The organism is Algoriphagus iocasae, assembly GCF_014206875.1.
Lineage (GTDB): Bacteria > Bacteroidota > Bacteroidia > Cytophagales > Cyclobacteriaceae > Algoriphagus > Algoriphagus iocasae.
Genome location: NZ_JACIJO010000002.1, coordinates 1,275,253 through 1,299,357, shown reverse-complemented (window position 1 = coordinate 1,299,357; position 24,105 = coordinate 1,275,253). Strand labels below are relative to the sequence as shown.

Here is a 24,105-nt window from a genome sequence, read left to right as displayed (position 1 = left end):
ATTTGCGCGGATTAGAGTGATTTGGAAGCAGTTTTTACGGCTGCTTTGATCCTAGTATAGGTACCGCAGCGACAGATGTTCCCATTCATTGCATAGGAAATTTCCTCATCGGTTGGATTTGGATTTTCAGCTAAAAGTGAGGCTGCAGTCATAATTTGTCCTGATTGACAATACCCACATTGTGGCACATCATGTTCCAGCCAGGCTTTTTGTACAGGGTGATCGCCTTTTTCGGACAAGCCTTCTATGGTAACCACTTTTTTGTCTTCAATCACACTGACAGGGTAGGAGCAGGATCTTACCGCCTCGCCGTCTATGTGAACGGTGCAAGCACCACACTGGGCGATGCCACAACCGAATTTTGTACCTACCAGATCCAGATGATCTCTCAATACCCATAACAAAGGGGTATTGGGATCGACATCTACATTCATTGATTTTCCGTTGATGCTTAAATTATACTGTGCCATATGTGTTGTATTTATCTCTAAATTAATTTTTTACAAGGAGTGTTGCTTACGAAATTCAAACGAAGCGTATTTTCTACCATCGAATTATTTCTATTTAAAAGGATTCTAAATTCAACTAACTGTTCAACTGATTGATAAAGGGCTGATCATAAAACCTTTTTCCGGTTGCTTGATACAGTGCATTAGCCAAAGCAGCGAAAACAGGAGGGTAGGCAGGTTCACCCAGTCCTGAGGGATCCTCTCCATTTTCTACAAAGTAGGTTTCTATAGAATCTGGGGATTCCTTCATCCGGATTTGGCGATATTGATGAAAATTGGAGTTGTTGACTACCCCATTTTCGAATTTCAATTCTCCATACATTGCCGTTCCTATCCCATCCACTACTGCTCCTTCACAGAGATTTTTGGCAGCGTCGGGATTCACCACCAGCCCGCAATCAATCGCATTGGTCACTTTGTCGATTTTCACTTCACCATCTACGATTTTCAGATCCAACACCTGGGCTGCATAGCTGTTGTGACAGAAATAGGCTGATACTCCTCTGGAAATCCCATCCTTCGAACTTCCCCAGTTAGCCTTTTCCCTAAGCAATTCCAGCACTTTTGCATAGCGTTCCGCATCGTAATCATTTCTTTCTCCCACAGGGTTTGCCTTGGCATCTGCTAATAATTCCAAGCGGAAATCAATAGGGTCCTTGCCTGCCGCCTCGGCAACTTCATCCAAGAATGATTGCTCCACACATGCCATAAAATTGGATCGCGGGGCACGAAATGAACCTGTGGTGATATTGGAAGGAACTTCCCAGCCTTCAGCCAGGTAATTGGCTACAGCACCGGCAGGAAACCTGTCCGGATACAGAGGATTCTCGGGAAGCCCTCCGGCATTGACATGGAATGCGATCATTTGATTGTTTTCATCCAATGCAGCACGGTATGTTGCCTGGTAGCGTGATCGATAAACTCCTCCGGTCATATCGTCTTCCCGGGTGTAGATCAGCTTGATCGGGGCGTTCATTTTTTGCGAAATCACAGCCGCTTCGATCAGCCAATGTGCGTAAGATCTTCTTCCATAACCACCACCCAGACGGGTCATGGCTATTTCTATATTTTCCAGAGGAATTCCCAGTCTGGAAGAAAGTGCCTGCTCGGTCAGTTCCGGTTTCTGCAAAGGACCGGCGCACTCCACTCTATCACCTTTTACATGAGCGAAAAAATTCATCGGCTCCATGCAGTTGTGTGCTAAAAATGGGCCTGTGTAACTTCTTTCTATGACTTTTGCGGCTTGGGCAAATGCTGCTTCAGGATCGCCATCTTTCCGTTGGGTTTGGGGTTTTTGTGCTGCTACCATCATTGCCTGTTCTTGAGAAGCCATACTTTCCAGACCTTTTGGGACTACTCTTATCCCTTCCCTGCCTAACATATCGCGCTTCTCCTCATAGGCTTCCTGAATTTCCCATTCTGCCTTTATAGCTTTCTTTGCCTGCAATACCTGCCATGTACTTTCTCCTACAACTGCGATTAGATCCGTGAATTGGACGGTGTCAAAAAATGTTTTTTTGTAATCATCCTGAATGGACTTGATCTGCAAAATATCTGTAATTCCCGGCATGTTCCGCGCCTTGGAATCGTCGAAAGATTTCAGTGTTTTGCCAAAAGCAGGGGGATGAACGATCATGGCGATGAGCATTCCTTCCCGCTTGGTATCTATTCCAAAAAGCGGTTTGCCTGTCACTATATTTTTAGACTCTACATTCTTCTTGGAGGTGCCGATAATTTTAAAATCCCCGGCGCTTTTTAATGGAACTTCTTCAGGAACGGGCATCGTGGCTGCCAAAGAAGCAAACTCTCCGAAATTTGCTGATTTGCCTGATCCCTTATGGGAAATGATGCCTGTTTTCACAGTTATTTCATTTGCCGGAACATTCCAGCTTTGGGCTGCGGCAGCTACCAACATTGCACGGGCAGTTGCTCCGGCAGTTCTAAGGTTGGTGAAGCCCGAGCGGATGGCCTGACTCCCTCCGATAAATTGTCTTGTGAAATATTTGGTGTCTAAATCCGCTTGCTCTACAAGGACATTTTCCCAATCCACATCGAGTTCTTCGGCAACGATCATCGGCATGGACGTCTTTACATTCTGTCCTCCTTCAGGATTGGGAGACATAATGGTTACCAACCCGTTTTCGCCGATTTTAATAAATCCATTGAACTGGAACCATTCTTTAGGCATCCCCAAAGCGTTTGCTTCCTTAGGTTGGCAAGCCGCCAGCCAGTTGAGGCTAAGCAGCATCCCACCTCCGGTAAGTGCGGAAACTTTGAGAAATGAGCGACGGTTAATTTTAGTGCTTGCAGTTTTCATGAATATAGTATCGCAGTTTTTTAATCCAGACTTTTCCTCAAAAAAGCCATCACTTTCGTTCTTATTTCTTCCACATCAAACATAGGCCCGAAGTGGGGAGCATCTTTGACTACAATCAGTTCGTTTTCCACTCCTTTTACACTCAGCCAAGAACTCAGTAAATGAGATTGTCTCGGAGACACCAAGTCATCTTTCTCTCCATGAATGATCAGAAAAGGCGGATCGTATTCATCTACATAACTCACTGGGCTTGCTGCCTTTGCCAAGTCTGGTCTATCCAGTGGAGCTGCGCCAATCAAGATTCCTTCAGGAGATGTGGCATCATTGGCTCCGGGAAAAAGAGTCAGATCTGCCGGGCCATAGAAATCAACCACTCCTTTGAAGCTGAAGTTTTTAGTACTGCCTGGAATAAAGAATGAATCTACCTTATTGTTTTTGGCCAATCCCACCATGGAAGCCAGATGACCTCCCGCAGAAAATCCCATCAGAGTCATACGATCAACATCAAATCCATACTTGTCAGCATTATCCACCAAATAGGAAATGGCAGCATTGCAATCCAGCATTTGGGCTGGAAAAACAGCCTGGGTGCTAAAACGATAATCGATCGAAGCCAAAGCATAGCCGCTTTCAAGAATTTCCGAAACTGTCTCCTTCATATAACCCATGTCGGCATATTTATCATTACTTAGCCAACCACCCCCATGAATAAATACCACCAAAGGGATCTTGCCTTTAGCATTTGCTGGCAAATAAATATCCAGGAGATGCTTCTTTAGTGTGTCATTTTGGTAGGGAATATTTTCATGGAGGATTGTTCCCTCAGGGAAAAGATTCATTACTCGATTGTTTTGGCAAAATCCAGAAACCGAAAGAAGAATGAACAGAATGGCTAGGATGGGTTTTTTCATATGTAGGTTGAAATACTTATTCAATAAACATGTCTGCTTAATTTACTGATTTAAAACAGGATATGTCTTGGAGTGATTTAGAATTTACTGATCAACTAAAGCAGATTCTTTAGTACGGACACCCAACAAATCGAATTTCTCTATTTCGGATCGAATTTCAGTTAACTCGCTTTCGCTAAACCTCACTTCTAAAGCTCCTAGGTTTTCTTCCAAATGCTGAGGGCTGATTGTTCCTGGAATAGGAACAATAAAAGGCTTTTGGGCAAGTAGCCAGGCAAGGGAAAATTGCGCCATAGTAATTCCTTTTTTCTGCGACCATTCCTGAACAATCCGCAAAAACGGCATGTTCTGTTCCAATCCCTCAGAAGAGAAAAATGGCAACTGAGAACGTCTGTCCAATTCGTCAAATCGGCTATACTCATTAAACCTTCCCGTCAGAAAGGATCTCAATGTCGGTCCCCAAGGCACGAAACCTACTCCAAGCTCTTCGCAAGTATCCAGAATTTGGTTTTCGGGAAATCGCTCACCTAAGGAGTACTGGGTTTGCAGAGCAGAAACAGGTAGTTCTGCATGAGCTTTTCTTAAGGTATCGGGCGCTACTTCCGATAATCCCCAGTGTTTTGCTTTTCCTGCTGCTATAATTTCTTTAAATGCTCCTGCTATTTCTTCAACCGGAACCTGTGGATCCCACCTGTGCAGATAAAGGAGATCGATGGTTTCCACACGAAGCCTTTTTAAGCTACCATCCACCACTCTTTTAAGTGATTCAGGGCTGCTGTTTCGTCCCATTCGTTGGCTGTTTTGAATTTCAAAACCGATTTTGGTTGCGATTTTGATTTGACCTTTGAATGGTTCCAAACCTTCTCCCACAACTTCTTCACTACCATAAGGCCCGTAAACTTCCGCCGTATCAAAAAAAGTCACGCCACGTTCTACAGCTTTGCGAAGATGGGCGATCATATCCTGTTTTGGTGGGGTTGGATTATAAGTACCCGCTACCATGCTCATGCATCCCAGACCGATCCCTGAAACTTCTAAACCGCCTAGTTTTCGGGTTGGGAGAGCGGCTGATGCGTTCAGGCGTGGTTTGTCTCCTGAGCTCATTGCAAGAGTAGGGGTCATTACCAAACCGGCTCCAGCCAATGCAGCACTTTTGAAAAACTCCCGTCGGTTGGATTTTATTTTATTGATCATGTTTCTCTATTTACTTTAAATTCTGAATCCCCTTGTGAAGATCATCACAAAGGGATATTTTACTTATTGCCTGTCGATTTTATATAATCTTCCTGCATCTGTAATGGCATAAAGGGAATTGTCCAATCCTTGGGTGATGTCTCTGAAGCGTTGGTTTTCTCCAACCAGCAATCTTTCTTCCCCGACTACTTTATTGTCACTATCAATTACGAGTCGCGCTATGTGCATTCCGCTCAGACCGCCGATAAAGAGATTGTTTTCCCACTCAGGCACCTGATTCCCCTTGTAAAACGTGATACCGCTAGGTGAAATAACCGGATCCCAATAGTAAACCGGCTGTTCCATGCCTTCCTGCTGCTGGATTCCACCACCCATTATCTCACCATTGTAATCAATCCCGTAAGTAATCACTGGCCATCCGTAATTAGCTCCCGGTGTGATGAGATTTACTTCATCACCTCCTCTAGGTCCAAATTCGCTTAGCCATAAATCACCTGTTGTGGGATGGAAGGCCAATCCCTGCGGGTTTCTGTGTCCGTAACTATATAACTCCGGTAAAGCTCCGGATTCCTCAAAAGTTGGATTTCCGGGAGCAGGTTGGCCATCTGTAGTGATCCGTACGATCTTCCCCAATCCGGTACTTACCGATTGTGCCAGAGCTCTTGTGGCTGGCCAAGCTCTTTCTCCGGTGCTCACTACCAGATTTCCGGTTGCATCAAAAAGAATTCTTCCACCATAATGTGCGTTACTGTTATCTGCTGGATTAGCACGATAGATCACTGCCGGATTTTCGATGGTACTTTCATTGTCAGCAAGTCTTCCTTTGGCAACTGCTGTTAAATTTCCCCCGGAAGTTTGCTCTGAGAAAACCCAATAGACCATTCTATTATTGCCAAAATCTGCGTCAACACATAACCCCAATAACCCTCCTTGCCCGGCAGGATTGACGGGAGGCAGACCAGTGATCGCTCCGCTCAGTTCGCCTGAGGTGGTAGCAATTCGCATCTGGCCCGCCTTTTGGGTGATTAACAACCTTCCATCTGGGAGATTGGTGATTCCCCAGGGAGCGGTCAAATCAGAGGATATAACAGTTGCCTTAAATGGGGTTTCAGTAGTCACACTTCCAATTCTTGTTTGGCCTTCAAAAGCTGGCTGAAAGTTTGAATTTGGCGAATTCGTTTCCACCGGTGTGCCTACTTCCTGCTCCTGACCAGTGTCTTGATCATCGATCAGGCCATCATCTGCGGTACAACTTACATGGAGCCCCAAACTGATGATGGAAAAGAGAAGAATAAATTTTGATGTTTGCATGTGGTTGTAGTATTAGTGGTTGTTGGAAAATCAGAATCTAAGGGACTTAAAAACCGAGTCTAGTTTGCAGTCGGGTGCGATTCTTAAATGCTTTTTCCAATACATCGAATCGTGCTTTTCTAGGATCGGGGGTGCTGGTAACTTTTCCGTCGAGCGTTATATCCAAAATCCCTGCTTTTTGTATGTCGTACTGAGGCCATTCTGGGAGATTGTTTCCATTAGGATTTCCTCTTTTGGCAAAATTGACCCAATAGTTATTCATGATCCGTGCTAACTCCTTTTCCTCTTCTGTTGGCTCACCCTGGGCTCCCCATCTTGCATTCAGCGTGTTAAAGACAAAAGAAGTTTCCGAACCATGTCCCGCTCCATAAGGAGATCGCTCTCTTGCAGCAGGAGGGACGTATCCAAACTGCCATACGTAAACCGGTTGGTCCTCTTCGACGAACGCTCTTGCCGACATCCGAGCTGGCTCGCCCCAACCCCAATCTGTTGTAAACTTGGTCAGGACTTCATTGAATTCCTTGTTGCCATCTGGATCGTAAGCAGCTTTTGCTTCTGCTTCCAACTCACCGAATTGTGAAAATAGCTCTTCCTTGGTTTGACTGGCATTGATAAATCCGCCACCGATTTCTGCACTTGAGCTTCCGATCATCAACGGAACTTTTGCCTGTCTTCCGGCTTGATAGGCGGTTTCCGCTGTTTCCACTACGAGTTCTCCATCCAGAATAGGTCCTGAATAAGTTCTGGCTCCTGTGCTGTCATTTTCCTAACCACCATCTAAAATTTCATCGACGCTCAATGCCCGAAGCTGATCCAATGCAGCTTTACCAGTTCCTTGAATGCCGTATCTTTTTGCAAAGTTGATCCCGATGGTTTCTGCCGAAACTGGGTACAATTCATCAGCATTATCTTCTCTGATAGGTCTTCCGGTTAAAACCCCATCACGTCCACCTCCGGATTCGCTGATGGCTTTATGAAAAAGTCCATTTGCTGATGGAATGCTTAACAGGGAATGCACAGCAACTCCTCCAGCAGAAAAACCAAAAATTGTCACATTATCCGGGTCTCCGCCAAATTCAGCAATGTTGTCCTGAATCCATTGTAGTGCTGCAATCTGATCCATATAGGCATAGCTACCTTTCATTTCCTCAGGATTCTCCTGGCTCAAAGCCGGAAACGCAAAGTGACCCAATCTACCCAACCTGTAATTGATGGTTGTCAAAATAACCCCTTGCTTCGCAAATGCATCTCCCGCTGAGCCTGGACCTGCGCCACTTCCACCTGTAAACCCTCCTCCATGAAGCCATACCATCACCGGAAGTTTCGCTCCCTTTACTGCATCTGCGGGTTTCCATAGGTTCAGGAATAGACAATCCTCTGATGTTTTGGCAGTAGATCCCGGCCAGGTTCGTTGCGGACAATCGGCACAATATTCCGTGGCATTTTTGACACCTTCCCATGCTTTGACAGGCTGGGGAGGTCTCCAACGAAACTCTCCGACAGGAGGCGCTGCAAAAGGAATCCCTTTGAAACTGGTGACATCGCCTTCCGTCGCTCCCCGGAGTGAACCGGAACTGATTTTCACGATGGGTTCCTGCGCAAATCCTGTAATTGTTATCAGGAAAAATAAGCTGATCAATAGGGGTTTTTTCATTTTGATTTAAGGTTGGGGTTGGAAGTTTATTGCTTGATTGATGGCTATTCCTCTAATTTCCTACTGGTCAGCCATTTGACCATATTTGGATCCCGATGATCGAAAAAGGAGCTTTCCTTTTGATCCAACGATTCAATTTGCTTTATGTCTTCAGGACTAAGCTCAAAATCGAAAACATTGAAATTCTCGGCCATCCGTTCTTTTCTGACTGATTTTGGAATCGCTATAATCCCACGCTGGGTCAACCATCTTACCACAACTTGCGCAATGGATTTCTGGTATTTGGCACCGATAGCAGCCAAAAGCTCATTGCTGAAAAGTCCATTTTTCCCTTCTGCAAAAGGCCCCCAAGATTCGATTTGAATGTTGTTCTCTTTTAGAAATTGCTGGGTCTCGATCTGTTGGTGGAAAGGGTGCGTTTCGATCTGGTTAATGGCCGGAACGACTTCATGGAAGGCCATCAAATCCACAACCCGGTCAGGCTGAAAATTACTGATGCCAATCGCACGGATTTTACCTTCCTTGTACAGTTCCTCCATCGCCCTCCAGGATTCATGCACATTCCCAAATGGCTGATGGATCAGATAGAGATCCAGGTAATCCAGTTGGAGCTTTTTCAGTGATTTCTCTACGGCTGCTTTGGTCTTGTCAAAACCTGTGTCTTCAATCCATAATTTGGTGGTGATGAACAATTCCTCTCTGGCGACTCCGCTGTTTTTAATTGCTTTACCGACTGCTTCCTCATTTTTGTATGAAGAAGCTGTGTCCAATAATCTGTAACCAACTTCGATTGCATCTATTACACTTCTTTCACATTCTGCCTGATCGGCGATTTGAAAAACCCCAAAGCCCAAAATGGGCATTTCAACTCCGTTGTTTAATGTTATGTTTTGCATGTCAATACTCTTTTTTGTTTGATTAGATGAACTAGAAAAGCCAAGCCCACATGGGCCTGGACTTTCTTTCTTGTAACCCAATCTATGTTTTATGTTTTCTGTTCTCAATTAATGATTTGCGGAACTGGGAAGGATTTATATTCATGCCTTTTTTAAAAAAGTTATTGAAATGAGTCACTTCTGTGAATCCCAATGCATGAGCTATTTCAGACACGTTCCACTCAGTTTGCTTCAAAAGACGTTTGGATTCAGCAAGAATTCTCTCGCGAATAATCACTGAAGTTGGTTTGTTGTTTATTGCTTTGACTGATCTATTGAGATGGTTTACATGGATATCCAGTTTTTGTGCAAAATCTGAGGCAGACCTAAGCTTAAGCGTATCGCGTAGATCAGTAATGGGAAATTGACTTTCCAGCAGTTCCAGAAAATCTGCACTAATCCTGTTTGCCGCAGAATTTGAATATTCTTCAGTTTTAATCTTTACACATATTTTATTCGCTGTCTGAATCATAGCTTATTCTAATCTTTTTTGCTGCGTAAATGATCGCTTAGAAGCCCAAATCACTCAGCCAATTATTGACGGCAGTTCTAACTTCCACTTCTTTTTCCCCTTCCATGACAAATAATACCCCATCCCTTTCTATCCCTCCTGTAGTAGAGTAGCCTTCCAGAATGTTACTTTCCGGGCATAGCTCCTCTACTGAGTCAAAGCTGCTTCCTATTCCATAACCTGCGTTGGTATTGAATGGAATGACCGTTTTGCCGCTGAAGTCATTTTCACTCAGGAATGTTTTCATCGGTGGGGGTAGCTGCATTCCCCAGGTCGGAAATCCCACAAACACAGTTTCGTATTTTGAGAGGTCAACCGTTGTTTTTAATGGAGGCAGTACTCCCGTCTCATTTTCCTGGGCTACTTGGGCCACGATGGCTCCATAGTCTTCAGGATAAGGAGTTTCCAATTCCAGACTCACCAAAGTGCCACCTACCTTTTCCTGAATCATCTCAGCCACTGCTTTCGTGTTTTTCGTACGCGTGAGGTAAACAATGAGGATTTTATCCGAGTCTGTTTCAACCGGATTAACAATAGCCTCAGTCTGAGTTTGGCTGGTGCAGCTCAAGGAGCTAAAGAGGAAAATGAAAAGGAATAAATACTTCATGGATTTTTATTTTTACCGATCCCCAGGTCCCATCAGTTTTGTGAAAGACAGGGATCCCAATTTCCAGCCATCTGCTTTTTTGATGTAAACCTCAGTGACTTCAAATGGATTGCTTACCTCATTTCCACCGACTTCGGCGATCAATGTGATGCGGTTTAGTAGAATAGCGGTGTTATCGATGATTTCAACTGACACTTCATGGATATCCGCTTTCTTATACCAGATCCCGCCACTGCGGATGATGTTGACTTCTTGCTCTTTGCCCCAGGCACCGCCCATATGCACAAAAACTGATTTGTCGTCAAAAAGCTCGGCGAGTTTATCGGCTTCTTTATCTGCCATCCACTGCCATTTGGTTTTAGAAAGCTCGATGATTTCTTGTTTGGTCGCCTCGTCTTGCCCGAAGGAGAATTGTATTGCGGAGAACATTAAGAAGAATGCTAGAATTGTCTTTTTCATAGTTGTTTGGATATAGGATTAATGTTCAATCTCGTGTGTGTCTCTAACACTACTGAATGTCAAAACCAACATTTTCCAGTCTTCACCCTGCTTTTGATAAACTTCGGTCACCGTAAATTCTGTGACCACATCGTTGCCTCTAACATGGGCTGTCAAAGTGATTCTATTCCAGACCACCGCGGTGTTTTCAGAAATCTCAATGGCTGTATCATGGACTTCTGCGTTTTTGTACCAGATACTTCCAGACTCGATGATTTCCAGTTCACGGTCTTTTTTCCAGCTTCCGCTCATGTGGACAAATTTGGCTTTGTCGTCAAAGAGTTTCTCCAGTTTGGCTACATCCTTATCCGCCATCCATTGCCACTTGTCCATGGAGAGTTTTTTGATGGCCTGCTCTTCGGCGGACTGGGCAAAAGTGTATGAAACACTCAATAGGAGGAGAGTAAGGATGGATAGGTACTTTTTCATATGATTGTGATTTGATTTTAAATGGTCATAACCTGTCCCGTGACGAAGGATACGGGATGGAATCTCGCAGACTTTATAACCAACTAATTATGTGATTCGTAAGTCATGCTCGATTTCATGGTTTTATTTTTTAATTAGTTGATGTTTATTTATTGATGCCTTTTTCCTTGAGCCATTCGGACATCAAGTCGGCTATTTGCTGATTGTTTAGGTCAGAGAATGGAAAGTGGGTATTTCCTTTGATGCCGATTTCCGGCAGATGTACCAAGGTGACATCTCCACCATGTTCGTTTACTGTTTCTGTCCAGCGTTTCGCCATTTGCAGGGCAGCCCGCCATTGTTCTTGGGCTGGGTTTTCTACCGGTTCGGTCGGGATATAGTCTCCGTAATAAATTACAATAGGGATTTGGGTCAGCTTTTCGAATTCATCCATTGGTACACCAACTGCACGCAATGTTCCTCCTACATAAGGGATTGGATCTGGTACACTGCCTTCAGGGAAAACGAAATTGCTTCCGGGCTCATAGGAGACTATTCCTTTAATATGTTGTGACTTTAATGCTGTAAGCCATCCTTGTCCGCCACTATGGGAATGGGTGACCAAAATCCCATCACCGATTTGGTCAAAAAGGGCAGTGACAGCCTCTGTATTTGCATCAAAATCAATAGGTCCGGTATCCGGCGTGATTTGTCTGAAAAACTGATCCAGCGTTTTTGGACTTTTATCAAACTGAACTCCCAGATAGAATTCTGTGCCTACTCCCAGGCGAAAAATCCCAAACCAAAGTTGATCATCAGGTGATGCAGAAATGGTTCCAGGAACAGTGCTCCGCCCAGCTCTTCCCCGTCTGGGTTGGTCGATGAGGTAAACAGGATATTTCTTGCGTAAGAAGATGTTTTGAAAGCCTTCTCTTCCATCGGGGGTTGTTTCCCAGGTTTTGGAAAACTGACCGTAGCCATGCCAAAACACCAAAGGGAGTTCCTTTGATTTTTCAGGAATTTGGTAAAATACATAGGCATGGTCTCCATGAAGCGTCTGTCCGGCGGAACTTTGGTTCGATGGATTAAAAGCTCCATCTTCTATTGGGTGAAACGCACCCGGAGCAGTGATTACTTTTCCTCCCACTGCAAAACTTCCCTGGTCTTCTAATACAATAGATCCTTTCTGGCCAAAAGCTGGGGAAACAGTGCTAAGTGCTAGGATGAAATGTAGAATTCTAATTTTGAACATGACTATAAGTCGGTATGTTTCTGAATCTTGTAGTAGGCTATGAATCGGATGTTGAAATGGCTCTGCCGAAACTTGTAAACCTTTTTATACACAACTAAGAGACGAAAAATATTCCTACGGTTTGCGGAAAATCAATAGACAGCAGAGATCAATCACCCAAATGACAGATTTGATCTACGAATGAAAAGTGGTTTTTTGATTTCTCCCCTTTCTGGGGCAGTTCCTATAAGTTGCCCACTAGTGTTTACTTTGCTTTTGATTGCATCAGCACCTTTACAGAAAAGTCAGTACCGAGGGCGTTTTCTCCCGGTATCTAGATCGGAATATTTTACCACTTATTGGATAAAAGTGGTATTCTGTAGATCACACGTGTCAATTGGATGATCTCTGGGATTTGGTGTCATTTAAAATCCTAAATTTCAAAAATGAAAAATAATCTCGTATCGCGTCCGGTTTTTTATGCGCTGCATGTCCTCTTCTGGATGTGCTATGGGGCGATATTATTTGCTTCGCTCAGCAACTGGATTAGATCACCTAACGATGTGTGGAAGGCGGTGATCTCAGATGTGTTGACTTCTTCGTCTATAGCCTACATCAATTATTATATACTCCTGCCGCGTATTTATAAAAAAGGAAGGTATTCTGCCTACATTTTAGCGTCTATCGCTTTGGTGGTAATCATTGTTCTTTTGAGGGTGAGCCTTCTCGGAATGACCCATATGTCTGTAACCTACACGTATTTTATAAGGGCAGTTCCGGCTCTTGGTTTTTATCTGATCACGACCGTTATCTGGTTTTTTGCAAGTATGATTTCGGCTCAGAGAAATGCAATAGAACTCCGAAACAGCCAACTGGCTTCTGAACTGAAGTTTCTCAAGCTTCAGCTGAGTCCGCATTTCCTGTTTAATACGCTGAATAACATTTATTCCATGGCTTATTTCAGCGACAGCAATACTGCTCCTGCAATCATGAAACTTTCCGAGATGATGCGACATATGCTCTATGAAGATCAGGGAAGGTTTGTTTCGCTTGCCAGAGAAATCTCCTTTATGGAGAATTTCATAGAGCTTTGGAGGCTCAAGCTGGATGAGAAACCCAAAATCATTTTCAAACATAAGGGAGTGAGAGACAGTCATCAGATCGCCCATTTGATCTTTTTGGTTTTCTTGGAAAATGCCTTCAAACACGGAAATACCATTGATGGAACAATAGAAATCAAGCTACATGTCGATGCAAATGATCAGCTTTTTTTCCATATTAAAAATGATGTGATCGATGCCCGCAAAACCGCCGAAGAGGAAAGTGGGGTAGGGCTGTCTAATGTTAAAAAGAGGCTTAACCTGATTTATCCCGATAAACATGAGTTAATCATGGATCAGCAGCTCACCTCTTTTGAAGTGAAACTAACCATAGACCTAAAATGAACTACCAAATCCTAATCGTAGATGATGAGCCGCCAGCAAGGAAACTGCTTTCGGATTATGTGTCCAAAGTAGGTAGTCTGGATCTGGCAGGAGTGTGTAGCAATGGAGAGGAGGCTTTGGCGTTCCTGAAGGAAAATCCGGTGGATATCCTATTACTGGACATCCGGATGCCACTGATGACGGGCATGGATTTGCTGAATGAATTAAAAGATAAACCGCTCACAATATTTGTAACAGCCTATGAGGAATATGCGGTAAAGGGGTATGAGTTGGACGTCATTGATTACCTGGTAAAGCCGGTATCTTTTGAGCGTTTTAGAAAAGCTATTGATAAAGCTGTTGAATACCTATCAGTTCAAGTAGTTGCTGAAGAGACAACCGAGAAACTTGATTACTTTTTTCTTAAGACCGATACGAGAATTGTGAAATTTCTCTATTCAGAAGTTCAGGCCATAGAAGCCCAGCGGGAATACATCAAGATAATCACTCCGACACGGAAAGTGATGTCATTGGTTTCTCTAACTGGCATAGCCAATGCTTTGCCAGGGGAATTTGTACGCATTCATCGCTCCTTCATTATCAATATGCGACATATAGATGAAGTGCAGTCCAATGAGGTTTTGATAGGAAAAGAGCTATACCCGATCAGCAGGAATTATAGGGATGAATTTTTCAAAAAATTGGGAGACAGGAAGTTGCTGTAAGTGATCCGGATACTTTTTGATGACTAATGGGCTAGTTTAGTGAGTTTTAAAGTGGGGAAATATTTTCGGTGTTAGCGATTGTTTCTCCCTATAAATAGGATTGATACCTGGGTTTTTACAGGATAAAAGACTGTCAACCTGAATATTCTACTAGGAATAACTCTTGTATAATTTAACTGTAATAAACCACTGTTTACTATGAAAGACATCAAAGATTTCAGTAAAATTGCCAAGAACAGGCTGCTGCTAATTTCAAATTTAGTCCTGGCCGGATTGTTGATTTTCTCAGGATATTCCTTTAAAAATAGGCTAAATACTACATCAACCGAGTTGAAAGCTGAGGAGGTTAAGTCTCTGGAGGCTTTTGAGGATGTATATAAAGTCCTGATGAGCCCTCGCTGTATGAACTGCCACCCAGCAGGAGATATTCCGCTACAGGGAGACGAGCAAAAACTACATGCTATGTCGCCAATGAGGGGTTTAGACGGCAAAGGTATATTGACACTCAAATGCTCCAATTGTCACGCACCCGAAGGTGTTCCCGGAGAGCATACCCCTCCTGGAAACCCTGAATGGCATTTACCGCCTGCGGATATGAAAATGGTGTTTGAAGGTAAATCTCCCAGAGAGCTTGCACTTCAGTTAGTTGATCCTGAGCGAAATGGACATAAGGATATGGAGGCCTTGAAAGCGCACGCTGATGATGGACTTGTAAAAGAAGGCTGGACTATGGGAGGGGATAGAGCTTTGCCCCCCTTAAGCTATGAGGAATTTAAAGAAGCATGGCTGACCTGGATTGAAAATGGAGCTGTGGCTCCGAATGAGTAAAAGATTAAAAACAACCCTTAAAAATCTTAAGTCAGTTAAGTAAGCTAGAGTTAAATCAAAATCTCGTTCAGTTTGCTCCTTCTAATACTAAGCCTATCTCATGATAAAGATTAAGAATGAGGTAATACTTCAAAAGTCTTTTTATAAAAATTTTTTATATAAAAACAACTTTACTTATTTACATTTTCAAAACCCAATTTTGAAGAGTGAACGTAAACTAGTTTTGTAGCCATTTAAGTAAAGTATCTGTTTATGTGGTCAGTAATAAAATTTTTAGGAACAGTCTCCATCAGCTTCATTGCTATGATTGGTCATTGAGAGAAGAAAACCCATTCCCTCTTTTTGTTATAGCCTAGAGTATGAAATATTTACATCCTGTTCATTCGGTCAAAAAGAAAAAAACTAGACTCCAAATAAGAGCTAACTCTTAATCGCTATTTTTCTAAAAAATTCAGAATTTTCATTTCAGCAAAATTGAATCTATTCGAATAGTTTAGATTTTGTCTTTTTTACATTCACAAAGTATCGGACATTTGGACTTCAACCAACTTACTAAAAAACTGAAGGATAAATCAGTTTTAAAAGCGGACAAAAACTGGGACAAATTCTGGGACAGAATTAAGTCATCCAAAACCAACTGGAATCGATTTGAATCCACAACCTGCATCAGAAACCATATAAAACACAAAAAGTTGACCGTAAAACGATCAACTAATTGTTTAGTAGCGGGAACAGCGCTACAAACTTAGTCTGTTTTTCAGTCAGTTATAGAAAAACTGGGACAAAAACTGGGACAGGTTCATTTTGCTTTTACTATTTTAAATTTATTTGAATCGTATCATTTTGAACCCCTTCAAATGTAGCCCTAATCGCCGTATAACCCCATTTTGTGTTTTTGGTTTTTGAATGATCTTTTTTCTTTTTGATGTGAAAAGCAGAAAACGAACCTGTTTTCTGTATGGTCTAAATCAGAAAATGAACCTTTGAAATTTCTGCATATTTGAATGTTTTAGCGTTTTTCAGAATTGAATTCATTTGAATGGTTTTGACTCTCATTTCCACCTCGTAAAATTCGTACGGTTCGAGGGGTACGAGGTGTACGAGGTGTACGAATAAAAATTGATTTTTAACAAGTTGGATTCGTGCAATTAGTCGATTATTTTAATTACTTCCCCACAGCTAAGCATGGAAGGGCCGAAATATGGGTTGACTACTTTATCCTGGAGACTTAACCAATCTGCGCCTCTATTACTATCTGCCATAGGACAATGTTGAACATATATTTTTGAAGGATAGGGATGGAATTTCTCTGCCATTGATACCATTTCATCAGAAATATTAAGGAAGTTTTTTCTCACCTCATCAAGTGATTTTTGCTCAACAAACTTATCAAGATGGGTTTTAAGATTGTTTTCATATTTCATCCAACTCATATGGGATTCACCTTTGAATTTGCTCATGTTTACTTTTGAAATGATCGATTTCATTTTCCTTGCGGAGTTCAAAGAGGCTGTTAACTTATCTTGGGTCAAGGCATCTTTTAACTCAAAATAGCTATCAAAAAGAGGCTTTAACACATTTTTAGCATCTTGAGATATGAATTCGGGATTTGCAGTAGCTGAGGTATTTGAAACAGGCATTGCCATACCGCCATGATTATGCCCAGACATTGCTGAACCTCCATCAGGACTCATCATGCTTGGTTTTCCTGCCAATTGGGCAGCGGCATCTATACTGAATGTGCCATTCACTGCTATTTCTTCTCCTGGCAACAACCCCGATTCTATTTGATAATGATCCCCCAGAGCCGGGCCTAGAGTCACTTCTCTCAGTTGGAAGGTTACGGACTGATTGGTAGCTGTCTTAACGTATACTACTGAACGGGTTCCAGTCCACATTACCGCAGTTTTTGGCACCACAATGCTATTATCCTTTGAGGAACCTTCACTCTCAACTTTTCCTGAAACAAACATCTCCGGCTTGAACTTCAGGTTAGAATTGCTCAGTTCCAGCCTTGCTTTCGCAACTCTAGTCTGAGGATTGACCATGGGGTCTATGTAGCTAACCTTTCCTGTAAAAGTCTCTCCTGGAAGTGACTGCACAGTAAATTCAATCTCATCACCTTTATTAATCCATTGTAATTCTGACTCATAAACATCAAACAGCACCCAAACTTTGCTGAGATCAGCGATCTGATAGATAGGCTCTCCACGGTTTACATAATCACCCAGATTCACCATTTTCTCAGTCACGTATCCAGAAACATTAGCTAAAATTGGTACCTGTTCAGTTACTTTTCCTGTTGCCAGAATTTGATCAATTTGACCATCTGTTAATTTCCAGTTTTTCAGTTTTGATTTTGCAGCAGCGAAAAGTGCAGGCTGAGAATCTTTAATTTTCTGAGCCTGAAACAATTCCTCTTGAGCTGTAGCCAATTCCGGAGAATAGAGTTGTCCTAAAGTCTGACCTTTTTTAACATACTCTCCTGTAAAGTTAACTGTCAGATTTTCTATTCTCCCAGAAATATGGGCTGACTGGGTATAGTTTTGGCGTTCATCAGCTTGGATCTTTCCATTGAGCCTTATTGACTTGTCACTTGAAGAATTTCCAACGACCAATGATTGGATACCTGCCAATTGCATAGCAGTAGGAGACATTGTGATAGCCATTGGGTCAGCTTCTGCATTTTCATTTTCCAGAGGGATCAAATCCATTCCACAGATAGGGCAATCACCTGGTTCATTCTGTCTTATCTGAGGATGCATGGAGCATGTGTACGTAATAGGTATTCCTGCAATCGATTCTACATGATCATGTTCATCCACTTCCATGTTCGGAGCTGTATCTGGTTTAGTCAGCCAGCCTACAGCTATTCCTACCACCAATACGGTGACAAGCATTACAAGCTTGTTATTGAGTATATTTTTCATTTTTGCGATCTATTTTTAATCTATCCAAGAGGCCTCTCCATATGTAGATTTTAGGGTTAATTCAGAGTTTTTAAATAAGTTGTAAGCTCCTTCCGTTCAGAATCAGACAATATTGCATCTCTGTGAATCAGTGTATAAGAAGGGATAGGCATTTTTTCTTGCTCAATTTGTTTGATCATACTTTCCAATTTCATCTTTTTCATCCGCCCAGATAGATTACCAAATTCTGAGAAATTTAACTCTGCCATTCCCTCTCGGATATGCTTATCTAATAGCCAGCCTGCTGGCTGAAAATTACTGTACCAAGGGTAGTTGATCTGTTCACTATGACAGTTGTAGCACGATGTTTTAAGCATCTTTCCTATCTGGACTGGGGTATTATTGAGAATCAGAAAGTCATCTGGACCTGCAGGTATGTTTGGATTGTGGTTGGTGGGAATGAATTGAATTCCCACCAATACAATTATGAGTATAAACAAGTAAACCAAGGTTGCCTTTTTCACCCGACGTCAATTACTTTTTTAACAGAACCACAGGTTTGCATCTTTCCAGCAAACAAAGGATTAACAATTTCTTCTGAATCACTCAGCCACATACCCCCCTCATTATTATTGTACATTGGGCAGTATTGCTCATAAAGTTTTCTGTCCGAACCTACAATGGCCAGTAGATCTTCAAAATCCTTACCCATGGCCTGAAAATGTTCAATCTGATGATCCATTTCACTTTTGGCAATGTGTTCGCTGTGTTTTTGAATAACTTCAAGAATTTCATTTACAGTTGTTTTATTATCAGTAGATACCTGATCGAAAGAGATCGTTTTGGCATTTTCAGCAAGTTTGGATGCTGCTTTGGCAGCATCCTCTTTGTTGTTGGCACTTAGAGCTTTCTTAATTTCCAAGTATTCGTTAATAAGTTCTGTTTTAGAAGCAGTTCCGGCCATGGTCATTTCTTGATCCATATTTTCTATAGTTTCAGACATAGCCTTATGGTTATGTTCTTCTGATCCTTCAGCGTGGTCATCTAGTTTTTTCTCTCCACAGGCGATAAGGGAAATTGCCAGTCCGGCAATGAGTGCCAGCGATAAAATTGATTTTTGAGTTTTCATAATTTTGAATTTTAAATTGGTTACTTAATTGATTTAGTTGCTCACAGGGAATTATAAGTAAAGCACGTTTATTTAGGATTTAATTTGTCTTTTTAATAATTGTGCGTTAAGTGCTACGATCACAGTACTGAGGCTCATCAAAGCTGCACCGATTGCAGGGCTAAGAATAATTCCTACACCTGCTAATACTCCTGCAGCCAGAGGTACTGCCACGATATTGTAGCCTGCCGCCCACCAGATATTCTGCATCATTTTTCTGTAAGTGGCCGTCCCGAAAAGGATTAAATTGGCAATGTCTTTTGGATTACTATTGACCAAAATGATATCGGCAGTTTCAGCAGCAACGTCAGTTCCTGAGCCCACTGCGATTCCCACATCTGCCTGAGCCAAAGCAGGTGCATCATTCACTCCATCTCCGGTCATTGCGACGAATTCACCTTTCCCCTGAAGGTTTTTAATAATCTTTTGCTTGTCTTCTGGCATTACCTCGGCATAGTAGCCATCCAAACCCAGCGTTTCACTTACAGCCTTTGCAACTATTTCATTGTCCCCTGTTGCCATAAGAACTTTTATCCCTTGCTTTTTGAGGGTATCTATTGCCTCTTTGGATTCCTCTCGAATTTCATCTGCCAATGCGATGAAGCCGATTAGTTTTTCATCCGAAAGAACAAAAACCACAGTTTCGTCTTCTGTTTTAAAAGCTCCTTCTGGTTGTTCGATTCCTTTTTGTTTTAATCCTCCAGGGCTTAAAATGCTGATTTCTTTTTCATTGAGATTAGCTTCTATACCCATTCCAGTGATATTCTGGAAGTTTTCTGCCTTGTCAAGTTTCAGATCTAGTTCTTTGGATTTCCTAACTATTCCAGCAGCTATAGGATGCTCAGAATTATTTTCAAGAGCAGCTGCGATGGCAAGTAATTCTTGATCGTCAGTTTCTGCATTTACACTTTTGAATCGAGTCACTCCAAATTCCCCCTTTGTCAAGGTTCCAGTCTTATCAAATATGATGGTGGTCAGTTTTCTAGAGTTTTCAAAAGCTGTCCTGTTGCGAATCAATAAGCCATGCTTGGCCGATACAGAGGTGGAAATCGCAACGACCAATGGTACTGCCAGTCCCAATGCGTGGGGACAGGAGATTATCATAACAGTTACCATTCGCTCCAGCGCATAATTGAAGTCTTTTTCTAAACTTAACCATACTACCAGCGTGATAATCCCTGCTGCCAAAGCGATGTAAAATAACCATCCCGCTGCTTTATCTGCTAAATTTTGGGTGTTTGACTTTGTCTTTTGCGCTTCTGTCACCAACCCGATTACTTTGGACAGATACGAATCTTCACCGGTGTGCTTCACCATTATTTTCAGCGCACCGTTGTCATTTACTGACCCACCTATTACTTCATCGTCTTTTTGCTTGGCTACAGGCTTGGACTCCCCGGTAAGCATGGATTCATTTACATGACTGCTTCCTTCGAGAACCTGTCCGTCAGCTGGGATTTTCTCACCTGGCCTCACCAGAATGGTGTCTCCAGACTTTAGCTCTGCAATGGGTACATCTTCGGATTCTCCATTGTCCTTAATTCTCCTTGCTTCGGAGGGCATCATCTTTGCAAGTTCTTGCAAGGCATTTGATGCGCCCATAACAGATTTCATTTCTATCCAATGCCCCAGCAACATGATGTCGATTAAACTGACGAGCTCCCAAAAGAACATTTTTCCTGATAAGCCAAATACCACTGCGGAGCTATAGAAGTAGGCTACCGAAATAGCCAATGCTATCAGGGTCATCATACCTGGTTTCCTCTTTTTCAATTCATCGACCATGCCGATTAAGAAAGGCCAGCCACCGTAAAAAAAGACTATTGATGAAAGTGCAAACTGTAGGTATCTATCACCGTCAAATCTGAATTCATACCCTACAAGGCTCTGAATCATCGGTGCAAGGACTACTATTGGTAAGGTGATCACTAATGAAATCCAAAATCGTTTTTTGAAATCTTCGATCATATGCATATGATGCATGCTGTGATCATGTCCTTCCATTCCTTTCATTTCATGCTTTTCCTTATGAGGAGAGGCATGTTGCGTACTGCTGTGATGTGAATGATCCATAGTGTAGCTCTTTTAGTTTTAATTGAATGCTTAAAATCTGACAGTTAAGCCCCCACCAGCACCGAAACGGTTATCATAAAGTCCCATCAATGAGAAATTTCTGGAAAGGATATAGCTAGCTCCGGCAGACCAAGTAGTTTCTCCCTTATAATTTGAGTTTTCTCCGGATTCAGGAAGGGTATCAGTCCACCCAAAATCCATTTGATATTCATAATTTGCGAAGATGGTGGTGCGAGGGAAGACCATAATCTCTCTGCTTATCCGGAATTCTGGTCTCAGCTTACTGTCCATTCTTACATCGAGATTGAATAGGTATGGAGTTAGGAATCGAATACCGATCACGGCCGTTGTGCTGATTTCATCCAGGCTTTTTTCGATTTCATTTTCCATGTTTACCCCGGCAAAGACTCTGAAATAATCATAGAGGTATCGCTCGTAACTTACTTCTGCCTCAAAATTCTGGTTGTATCCATATTCTAAGTTCAGGTTCAGTTGATTTCTGATATTGGATGACATCAGGTTCAGTCCGAGCATTTGAGAAGAAACTTCTGCCGTCCCCCAATTAAATAGGTCGTCTGTTTCATGGAGGAGTTTTTTTAAAGGAAAGCCTTTCAATCTTGGATCACGTGGGGTGTCGTAAGAGAACACGCGTGCCATACCACCCATCATGTGATAGAGAACATGACAATGGAAAAACCAATCACCTTCCTCAGTCCCTTCAAATTCTATAGTGATCTTTTGCATTGGAGGTACATTTACGGTATGCTTTAGCGGTGAATATTCTCCTTTATCATTGATCACCCGGAAGAAATGCCCGTGTAGGTGCATGGGATGATGCATCATCGTAAGATTGTTTAAAGTAATTCGAGTTACTTTTCCACTTTCAATTTTGATCTTATCAGCTTCTGAAAGAGGGACTCCATTCATACTCCATATATATCTCCACATATTTCCTGTAAGATTCAGTAGTACTTCATTAACAGGTCGGCCGGTGGGAAAGCTGGTCTTCTCAGGGGACTTGAGGTAGTCATAATTGTACTCAGCAAACATGTCCATGCCCGGTGTTTTATCCATTGATGTCCCCATTTCTATCTTGTCATTCATCTGCATCGAATTATCCATGGGATCATTATGGTTCATGTTGGAATGGTCCATGCTTTTCGTAGAAGGTTTACTAGTAGAATCAGTGCGATTTTTCTTGTCCATCATTTGGGAATGATCCGTGCCCATGTCTGTGGAATTCATTTTTGAATGATCCATTTCACCCATATTCATTTCATCACCCATCTGCATTCCCCACTTGTCCATCATTTCTTTGGGATCCTCCTCAGATGGCTTAAATTTCATAGCAGGAGCACCCATTTTCATGTCCATTTTCGCCATTTTCATCATCATATCTATTTTATCGGGTCGGGGAACAGCAGGAGCAGAAATAATATCTCCCTTTCCTAAGAAGGTGGAAGTTTGTCCAGAACCATCTTGCACAGTTGCACGGATTTCCAATTTGCCCTGCTGTGGGATCGTAACTATAAAATCATAGGTTTCTGCAATAGCGATAAAAGTTTTATTGTGAGCGATAGGCACCACGTCCAGGCCATCGGCTGAGACAAGTAATGGATCCTTACCTCCGAAAGTCAGCCAGAACTGAGAGGAAGCTGAACCATTGATGAAACGCACACGCACTTTTTCTCCAGGGCTAAAATCTGGATATTCAGTAGTGGTTTCCCCATTATTCAAGAATGCATTGTAATAGATATCTGCGATATCCGCACTTTCCATTCGTTGTTTCCAAAAATTAAGCTGAGCACCAAATCCGCCTCGACTAATCACCTGATTCAAAGGAGTTGCAGTTCCTTTTTTGATATTGTACCATTCGTTACCGCGCTTGAGATTCCGTAATACGTTTTGGGGTTTTTGATTAGTCCAATCAGAAAGAACAATCACTAATTCTGAATCATAGGATAATGTTTCCTCCTTAGGTTCAATCACAATAGAACCATACACTCCACTTTGTTCCTGGAGCATGGTATGGGAATGATACCAATAGGTGCCAGCTTGTTTCAGTGGGAACTCATATTTCTGAGTTTCACCCGGCTTGATGGGGGGTGTTGTCAAATAGGGTACTCCATCGAAGAAATTTGGCAATAAGATGCCATGCCAATGCACAGAAGTCTCTTCGTCCATTTCATTCTTGACATAGATTACAGCATAGCCTCCTTCTATAAATCGCAGAGTTGGCCCGGGAATTCCATCATTTACCGTCATTGCAGCGACAGGCTTTCCTGCCTTCGAGACCATTGCTTGCTTTAAAGTAAGTGTATAGGTCGAAGTATCCGTCGGTATCTCTTGGGAATAACCAGTCGCCATGGTTACAACCATAAGGGAAAGCAATGTGATTAGATGAGGTAATTGGTTTAGCTTTATCATATCTTGTTACTTTTTAGCCTCCAGTCTTTTTATCATATCCTGCATCTGGGCTATTTCCCGCTTTTGGGCCTCAATGATATCTTGCGCCAGTTTCTGAGCCTCTGGATCTTGAAGATTCGCTTTTTGGCTTACCATGATTGCTGAAGAGTGATGTGGGATCATTGCTTTCATCCACTGCACATCTGCGATCAAAGTCTGATTTCTTAGCATAGTCAATGTGCCTATGAAGATGATCAGCGCGGAGCCTAGGATCAGGTAGTTGACTTTTTTGTTCTCGTACATTCCCCACATAAATAACATCATGGAGATTGCCATAGGAGCAATCATCAAAATGGTCATATAGGTTCTGGTGGTACTGAGCATGACATGCTCGAAAAGATCTGCATTCAAAAACATGACTGCATACATAATGACGAATGAAACTGCCATCATTGCTGCGAATTTTACATAGCTTTTGCTTTTCAT

General features: G+C 42.3%; 21 protein-coding genes and 1 pseudogene. 3 read left to right on the top strand and 19 right to left on the bottom strand.

Going from position 1 to position 24,105, the window contains the following annotated elements; genetic code table 11:
• Positions 1–11: 11 nt before the first annotated feature.
• The 13 genes and pseudogenes from FHS59_RS13010 to FHS59_RS12955 form a co-directional block, all read right to left on the bottom strand.
• Positions 12–470 (bottom strand): (2Fe-2S)-binding protein, encoded by a 459-nt coding sequence (locus FHS59_RS13010; protein WP_184495562.1) that lies wholly within the window; start codon positions 468–470, stop codon positions 12–14.
• Positions 471–585: 115 nt separating this feature from the next.
• The gene (locus tag FHS59_RS13005) at positions 586–2,826 is read right to left on the bottom strand and encodes a xanthine dehydrogenase family protein molybdopterin-binding subunit (RefSeq protein ID WP_184495560.1); all 2,241 of its coding nucleotides are present in this window, start codon (positions 2,824–2,826) and stop codon (positions 586–588) included.
• A 20-nt stretch (positions 2,827–2,846) separates the two neighbouring features.
• Complete coding sequence (locus FHS59_RS13000; protein ID WP_246388430.1) at positions 2,847–3,737, bottom strand: alpha/beta hydrolase; 891 nt, start codon at positions 3,735–3,737, stop codon at positions 2,847–2,849.
• 84 nt (positions 3,738–3,821) lie between these two features.
• Complete coding sequence (locus FHS59_RS12995) at positions 3,822–4,931, bottom strand: aldo/keto reductase (protein ID WP_184495559.1); 1,110 nt, start codon at positions 4,929–4,931, stop codon at positions 3,822–3,824.
• A gap of 63 nt (positions 4,932–4,994) precedes the next feature.
• A complete protein-coding gene (locus FHS59_RS12990) occupies positions 4,995–6,242 on the bottom strand; it encodes a PQQ-dependent sugar dehydrogenase (RefSeq protein ID WP_184495558.1) in 1,248 nt (415 codons plus the stop codon).
• Positions 6,243–6,288: 46 nt separating this feature from the next.
• A pseudogene (locus tag FHS59_RS23305) lies at positions 6,289–6,978 on the bottom strand (carboxylesterase family protein); the annotation flags it as partial.
• 30 nt (positions 6,979–7,008) lie between these two features.
• Positions 7,009–7,896 (bottom strand): carboxylesterase family protein, encoded by an 888-nt coding sequence (locus tag FHS59_RS23300; RefSeq protein ID WP_246388428.1) that lies wholly within the window; start codon positions 7,894–7,896, stop codon positions 7,009–7,011.
• Between the two features lie 44 nt (positions 7,897–7,940).
• Entirely contained in the window at positions 7,941–8,792 is an 852-nt protein-coding gene (locus tag FHS59_RS12980) for an aldo/keto reductase (protein WP_184495557.1), read from the bottom strand.
• Positions 8,793–8,874: 82 nt separating this feature from the next.
• Positions 8,875–9,303: a helix-turn-helix domain-containing protein gene (locus FHS59_RS12975; protein WP_184495556.1), complete on the bottom strand. Its 429-nt coding sequence runs from the start codon at positions 9,301–9,303 to the stop codon at positions 8,875–8,877.
• Between the two features lie 37 nt (positions 9,304–9,340).
• Positions 9,341–9,949: a flavodoxin family protein gene (locus FHS59_RS12970; protein WP_184495555.1), complete on the bottom strand. Its 609-nt coding sequence runs from the start codon at positions 9,947–9,949 to the stop codon at positions 9,341–9,343.
• Positions 9,950–9,961: 12 nt separating this feature from the next.
• Positions 9,962–10,378 (bottom strand): nuclear transport factor 2 family protein, encoded by a 417-nt coding sequence (locus tag FHS59_RS12965; RefSeq protein ID WP_246388427.1) that lies wholly within the window; start codon positions 10,376–10,378, stop codon positions 9,962–9,964.
• 48 nt (positions 10,379–10,426) lie between these two features.
• Positions 10,427–10,876, bottom strand: a complete 450-nt coding sequence (locus tag FHS59_RS12960) for a nuclear transport factor 2 family protein (RefSeq protein ID WP_184495553.1) — start codon at positions 10,874–10,876, stop codon at positions 10,427–10,429.
• Between the two features lie 145 nt (positions 10,877–11,021).
• Positions 11,022–12,107 carry an alpha/beta hydrolase gene (locus FHS59_RS12955; protein WP_184495552.1) on the bottom strand — a complete coding sequence of 362 codons (1,086 nt, stop codon included), beginning with the start codon at positions 12,105–12,107 and terminating at the stop codon, positions 11,022–11,024.
• 425 nt (positions 12,108–12,532) lie between these two features.
• On the opposite strand from FHS59_RS12955, the gene FHS59_RS12950 reads away from it, so the two are divergent.
• From FHS59_RS12950 to FHS59_RS12940, 3 genes are all read left to right on the top strand, one after another.
• A complete protein-coding gene (locus FHS59_RS12950; protein ID WP_184495551.1) occupies positions 12,533–13,531 on the top strand; it encodes a sensor histidine kinase in 999 nt (332 codons plus the stop codon).
• On the top strand, positions 13,528–14,235 hold the full coding sequence (locus FHS59_RS12945) for a LytR/AlgR family response regulator transcription factor (RefSeq protein ID WP_184495550.1): 708 nt from the start codon (positions 13,528–13,530) through the stop codon (positions 14,233–14,235). The genes FHS59_RS12950 and FHS59_RS12945 overlap by 4 nt, the downstream gene beginning before the upstream one ends.
• Positions 14,236–14,433: 198 nt before the next feature.
• Positions 14,434–15,063, top strand: coding sequence for a hypothetical protein (locus tag FHS59_RS12940; protein WP_184495549.1), 630 nt, complete (start codon positions 14,434–14,436; stop codon positions 15,061–15,063).
• Positions 15,064–16,211: 1,148 nt separating this feature from the next.
• On the opposite strand, the gene FHS59_RS12935 is transcribed toward FHS59_RS12940, so the two are convergent.
• From FHS59_RS12935 to FHS59_RS12910, 6 genes are all read right to left on the bottom strand, one after another.
• The gene (locus tag FHS59_RS12935) at positions 16,212–17,993 is read right to left on the bottom strand and encodes an efflux RND transporter periplasmic adaptor subunit (protein WP_184495548.1); all 1,782 of its coding nucleotides are present in this window, start codon (positions 17,991–17,993) and stop codon (positions 16,212–16,214) included.
• Positions 17,994–18,049: 56 nt separating this feature from the next.
• Positions 18,050–18,472 carry a heme-binding domain-containing protein gene (locus FHS59_RS12930; protein WP_246388426.1) on the bottom strand — a complete coding sequence of 141 codons (423 nt, stop codon included), beginning with the start codon at positions 18,470–18,472 and terminating at the stop codon, positions 18,050–18,052.
• A gap of 20 nt (positions 18,473–18,492) precedes the next feature.
• On the bottom strand, positions 18,493–19,101 hold the full coding sequence (locus FHS59_RS12925) for a DUF3347 domain-containing protein (RefSeq protein WP_184495547.1): 609 nt from the start codon (positions 19,099–19,101) through the stop codon (positions 18,493–18,495).
• A gap of 72 nt (positions 19,102–19,173) precedes the next feature.
• Positions 19,174–21,213: a copper-translocating P-type ATPase gene (locus FHS59_RS12920; RefSeq protein ID WP_184495546.1), complete on the bottom strand. Its 2,040-nt coding sequence runs from the start codon at positions 21,211–21,213 to the stop codon at positions 19,174–19,176.
• Positions 21,214–21,243: 30 nt separating this feature from the next.
• The gene (locus tag FHS59_RS12915) at positions 21,244–23,592 is read right to left on the bottom strand and encodes a multicopper oxidase domain-containing protein (RefSeq protein ID WP_246388462.1); all 2,349 of its coding nucleotides are present in this window, start codon (positions 23,590–23,592) and stop codon (positions 21,244–21,246) included.
• Positions 23,593–23,646: 54 nt separating this feature from the next.
• Positions 23,647–24,105, bottom strand: a complete 459-nt coding sequence (locus FHS59_RS12910) for a DUF305 domain-containing protein (RefSeq protein WP_184495544.1) — start codon at positions 24,103–24,105, stop codon at positions 23,647–23,649.

Bases quoted from the DNA above. Each gene is read 5' to 3' on its own strand.
- FHS59_RS12965 (WP_246388427.1), bottom strand. From the start codon at position 10,378: ATGTTCTCCGCAATACAATTCTCCTTCGGGCAAGACGAGGCGACCAAA.
- FHS59_RS12915 (WP_246388462.1), bottom strand. From the start codon at position 23,592: ATGGTTGTAACCATGGCGACTGGTTATTCCCAAGAGATACCGACGGAT.
- FHS59_RS12925 (WP_184495547.1), bottom strand. From the start codon at position 19,101: ATGAAAACTCAAAAATCAATTTTATCGCTGGCACTCATTGCCGGACTG.
- FHS59_RS13000 (WP_246388430.1), bottom strand. From the start codon at position 3,737: ATGAAAAAACCCATCCTAGCCATTCTGTTCATTCTTCTTTCGGTTTCT.
- FHS59_RS13010 (WP_184495562.1), bottom strand. From the start codon at position 470: ATGGCACAGTATAATTTAAGCATCAACGGAAAATCAATGAATGTAGAT.
- FHS59_RS12960 (WP_184495553.1), bottom strand. From the start codon at position 10,876: ATGAAAAAGTACCTATCCATCCTTACTCTCCTCCTATTGAGTGTTTCA.
- FHS59_RS12950 (WP_184495551.1), top strand. From the start codon at position 12,533: ATGAAAAATAATCTCGTATCGCGTCCGGTTTTTTATGCGCTGCATGTC.
- FHS59_RS12995 (WP_184495559.1), bottom strand. From the start codon at position 4,931: ATGATCAATAAAATAAAATCCAACCGACGGGAGTTTTTCAAAAGTGCT.
- FHS59_RS13005 (WP_184495560.1), bottom strand. From the start codon at position 2,826: ATGAAAACTGCAAGCACTAAAATTAACCGTCGCTCATTTCTCAAAGTT.
- FHS59_RS12920 (WP_184495546.1), bottom strand. From the start codon at position 21,213: ATGGATCATTCACATCACAGCAGTACGCAACATGCCTCTCCTCATAAG.
- FHS59_RS12955 (WP_184495552.1), bottom strand. From the start codon at position 12,107: ATGTTCAAAATTAGAATTCTACATTTCATCCTAGCACTTAGCACTGTT.
- FHS59_RS12940 (WP_184495549.1), top strand. From the start codon at position 14,434: ATGAAAGACATCAAAGATTTCAGTAAAATTGCCAAGAACAGGCTGCTG.
- FHS59_RS12990 (WP_184495558.1), bottom strand. From the start codon at position 6,242: ATGCAAACATCAAAATTTATTCTTCTCTTTTCCATCATCAGTTTGGGG.
- FHS59_RS23300 (WP_246388428.1), bottom strand. From the start codon at position 7,896: ATGAAAAAACCCCTATTGATCAGCTTATTTTTCCTGATAACAATTACA.
- FHS59_RS12945 (WP_184495550.1), top strand. From the start codon at position 13,528: ATGAACTACCAAATCCTAATCGTAGATGATGAGCCGCCAGCAAGGAAA.
- FHS59_RS12935 (WP_184495548.1), bottom strand. From the start codon at position 17,993: ATGAAAAATATACTCAATAACAAGCTTGTAATGCTTGTCACCGTATTG.
- FHS59_RS12975 (WP_184495556.1), bottom strand. From the start codon at position 9,303: ATGATTCAGACAGCGAATAAAATATGTGTAAAGATTAAAACTGAAGAA.
- FHS59_RS12970 (WP_184495555.1), bottom strand. From the start codon at position 9,949: ATGAAGTATTTATTCCTTTTCATTTTCCTCTTTAGCTCCTTGAGCTGC.
- FHS59_RS12910 (WP_184495544.1), bottom strand. From the start codon at position 24,105: ATGAAAAGCAAAAGCTATGTAAAATTCGCAGCAATGATGGCAGTTTCA.
- FHS59_RS12980 (WP_184495557.1), bottom strand. From the start codon at position 8,792: ATGCAAAACATAACATTAAACAACGGAGTTGAAATGCCCATTTTGGGC.